Origin of the sequence: Carnobacterium sp., assembly GCF_032094055.1 — a bacterium.
In the GTDB taxonomy this organism is placed as follows: Bacteria; Bacillota; Bacilli; order Lactobacillales; family Carnobacteriaceae; genus Carnobacterium_A.
On the sequence record NZ_DAMDAK010000002.1, the window covers coordinates 65,342 to 69,163 of the forward strand.

Annotated in this window: 4 protein-coding genes; 2 read left to right on the plus strand and 2 right to left on the minus strand. The window is 35.2% G+C overall.

From position 1 onward, the window contains the following. Both RT405_RS00810 and RT405_RS00815 read left to right on the plus strand, forming a co-directional pair. The coding region (locus tag RT405_RS00810) for a family 1 glycosylhydrolase (RefSeq protein ID WP_313466785.1) at nucleotides 1–777 on the plus strand (777 nt) is incomplete at its 5' end. Nucleotides 778–945: 168 nt separating this feature from the next. After that, on the plus strand, nucleotides 946–2,412 hold the full coding sequence (locus RT405_RS00815) for a PTS transporter subunit EIIC (protein ID WP_313466786.1): 1,467 nt from the start codon (nucleotides 946–948) through the stop codon (nucleotides 2,410–2,412). Between the two features lie 183 nt (nucleotides 2,413–2,595). Here the strand turns inward: RT405_RS00815 and RT405_RS00820 are convergent, their stop codons facing one another. Together RT405_RS00820 and RT405_RS00825 are read right to left on the minus strand one after the other, a co-directional pair. Continuing rightward, nucleotides 2,596–2,805, minus strand: coding sequence for a hypothetical protein (locus RT405_RS00820; protein WP_313466787.1), 210 nt, complete (start codon nucleotides 2,803–2,805; stop codon nucleotides 2,596–2,598). Between the two features lie 325 nt (nucleotides 2,806–3,130). Further along, entirely contained in the window at nucleotides 3,131–3,697 is a 567-nt protein-coding gene (locus tag RT405_RS00825) for a hypothetical protein (RefSeq protein ID WP_313466788.1), read from the minus strand. Between the last annotated feature and the right edge of the window lie 125 nt (nucleotides 3,698–3,822).

Genomic DNA, 3,822 nt, shown 5'->3' on the forward strand with positions numbered 1-3,822 from the left:
GTTGAAGGTGGAAAAGTCGGCCCAGCCGTCTCTTCAACTATGACGTACCCTGCTTCCAATAAACCAATGGACATTTGGGCAGCAAAAATGAATGATAACTTTAAAACAAATTATGCATTAGACATGTATTGTTATGGTGATTATCCCGGATATTACAAGGAATACTTAGAAAAAACAGGAATTAGTCCCGTAAGACAGCCAGAAGATGAGGAAATTTTAAAAAGTGCAAAACCAGATTTGATTGCGGTTAATTACTATCGGACATTGGTCGCGAGCTACCTACCAGAAACCGAAGAATACCCTTTTGGCACGAAAATAAATGAAATAGACTACGACTTATATGGATACTTTAAAATTGAAAAAAACCCTCATTTACAAGCCAGTGAATACGGTGCTCAAATTGATCCAATGGGACTTCGCTTAGTATTAAACGAATACTATAATCGCTATAGGCTTCCACTCATCATTACGGAAAATGGCTTAGGGACACCTGATACACTTACTGAAGACGGGAAAATTCATGACAACTATCGTATTGACTATATTAAAGAACACATTGCTGCTTGCAACGATGCAATTGCAGATGGCGTAGAGTTATTTGGCTATTGTCCTTGGGCAGTAATTGACATTTTAAGCTCCCACCAAGGGTTCAAAAAACGGTACGGATTTGTTTATGTAAACAGAGAAGATCACGATTTGAAGGATCTAATAAGAATCAAAAAAGATAGTTTTTACTTCTATCAAAAAGTAATTAAAGATAATGGTTTATCAGATTAATTTAAGCGAATTAAACTAGATAGAAAAAATCAAATCTTACCCATCGTTTATTTCTAACTGTTCATTAAAATAATTGCTCAGGAAACAGTTCATGTTTAACAACAACAAGATAAAATGCATAAGTAGTAGTTGTATACTGGGAGTTGAATAAGAGAGGATGTAGAGTTTATGGATTTTGAAAAAATTGCTCAAGACATTATTGAGAATGTTGGTGGAAAGTCAAATATAAGTAACGTTACGCATTGTATGACTCGTTTGAGGTTTGTTCTAAAAGATGATAAATTAGCCAATGAAGATGAACTTAGAGCAATTGAAACAGTCATTTCTACAGTAAATAAAGCTGGACAATATCAAGTCGTTATCGGAAATAAAGTTGTAAAAGTATACAATGAGGTTATAAAGCAATTAGGTTTTGAGGTTGAAGAAGAAAATTTTACTGAAAAAGATAGTAACGAAAAATTTGGGAATAAAATATTAAGAATTCTTTCTGAAATTTTCACACCTATTGTACCGGTTATTGCGGCAGCTGGATTAATAAAAGGTTTATTAACAGCTGCTAACATGTTATTGGGAAATTATTATGGTCTAGATATCACAAACTCAGATACGTATGTACTCTTATTTGCTGCCAGTCAAGTCATATTCTATTTTATGCCTATATTCTTAGCATATACAACTTCTCGAGCATTGAAAACAAATCCATTCATAGGCATGACGTTAGGAGCCTTCTTAGTTTACCCACAAGTTGAAAGTATCATGATGGATTATACAACAGATACGACGATTTTCGGATTACCAGTTATCAAAGGAGCATGGGGTTCTGGAGATACCTTGCGCGTGTTTAGTTACGTGGAGTCTGTTATCCCTATTGTTATTTCTATTATTGTATTAGCTTTTTTAGAAAGAGCACTTAAGAAAATTGTTCCAGAAGTCGTACAAATTATTCTAGTACCGGGAATTTCCCTTATCGTTATGGTACCCATTATGCTTGTTGTTACTGGTCCAATTGGAATTTATGCTGGTAACATTATCCAAGTTGCCTATAATGGTATTATTACTTTCAACGCAACACTTGGAGGAGCACTTATAGGTGGTCTGTGGGGTGTACTAGTTGTACTAGGAGCTCATAGAGCCCTTTTACCTGTCGGATTAAACGATATCGCAATAATGGGTAAACAAAATCTATTGGCCTTTGCAGGAGCTGCAAACTTTGCACAAGGTGGAGCGGTTTTAGCTGTTATGTTAAAAACAAAAAATACTGCTTTAAAAAATGTTGCCCTATCTGCCTTTATTTCCGCAATTTTAGTCGGAATAACAGAACCTGCCATCTATGGTGCAAATTTAAGGCTCAAAAGACCTATGGTAGCTGCAGTTATTAGTGGTGCCATCGGTGGAGCAATTATGGGTTTTGGCGGCGTTTACGGCGATGCGTTTGCAAATAATGGAATTTTAACAATATTTACGTATGCCGCATTTGGAACAAAAGTATTTGTGTATTATATCGTTGGCTGTTTAGTTGCTTTCATAGGAGGAGTTGCATTTACCTATATTTTAGGCTTTGAAGATTTGCCAACTACCGCGAAAGAACAAAAGAAAGAATCTGCAACTGCTACCTTACAAGGTAGTAAAGTATAATAGAGATAAAAATTTACCTTCAAAAAACACAATCTTATTCATATCAACGAAAGTAATTGATATAAATGGAGATTGTGTTTTTGATTTACTACACGTTAAACAAAAAAGCACTAAGACTACGGAAACAGACCGGAGCAATCGCCTCAACCTCATCTGTATATTCGACTGTTTATCTGCTCATGTTTAGCGCGATTCTTTCGGTGGCTGACAATCGTCACACTTCCGTTGATTTTTGTTTTTAAATTTCGTAAAGGTTTTTTCAAAGTTATTGCCACAGGTACATTTAAATAGTAACTTTTCAGAAAAACCATGATATTCCGTGGATAGCAATGTACTTTCCGAATCATTCTCGACAAATTTTTTAATTTCGCCAATAGTCCATCGTTTATTCATTTTCTTACACCTCCAAATTTTATCGTTAAGCGGAGGCTCTCATACTGGCATCCGTTCAAAGCAAAAAGCTTTCTTATATTAAGCTCCTCATTATAGCATGAGTGGACAAACAAAAAAGGCATAAAGTAGAAATTATTTATGCTCTTTTCATTATTTTATTGACAATTGATCGTTAGTTACACCATTTAGTAATTGCTAACACTTCTTACACAATCACGCCCAACCTGGAATAACTTTACACATTGTCAGTTCAACTAACTTTATTAAAAGTTGAATAGTTCTATTGTTACGAAATAAATAGCCCTTATGTATCTTAATACTTTTCTCAGCTCTCAATTTGCTTAATAAAACGCTCTACAGTTGATTTTTCTTGCCATTGTTGAATAGTACAGGCATCTAAATGAACGAATGGACCATCTTCAACTATCAGGTATTCTCCATCCTGCGAACCGACACCGCCTGCTTCAACACGTTTTCCCATTTTTTCATAATGCATAGTAATCGCGTTACGGACTTCTTCACGCGCTTTAATGTAGCTTTCTGTTTCTTCATTTTGAATGAGATACGCATCAACTTGCGTCATCCCCTCTATGCGTCCTTCGACCTCACCTATAATAGGCAGATTATTCCAAATGAAAAGTTCAATTCGCCCATCATCAGGAGTAAACATATATTTTGTAAAAGGATAGCGACTTCCTTTCCACGCAATTTCCTCATAGAGCGGCAAATCCTCGTAACTCATTGTATATGTTACAAATTCTTGCCCTTCAAAGACTTCACTCTCTTTATGAACATAAGGAAATGCTTCAATCCATTCTTTCGCTTCCTTTTTTTCTCTAAACAAACCCACCGTATGACGTCGATCTCCTTGTTGTAATTCTACTAAATACATAGTGATTCCTCCTGGGGTACTTTATAATCTGGTTTAGTTAGTAAAGTAATATAATCATATATTAGCTTCTTCAAAATAATTGATAATTGTTTTCATCGCTAATAGAACATATCCTTAGTACAGTT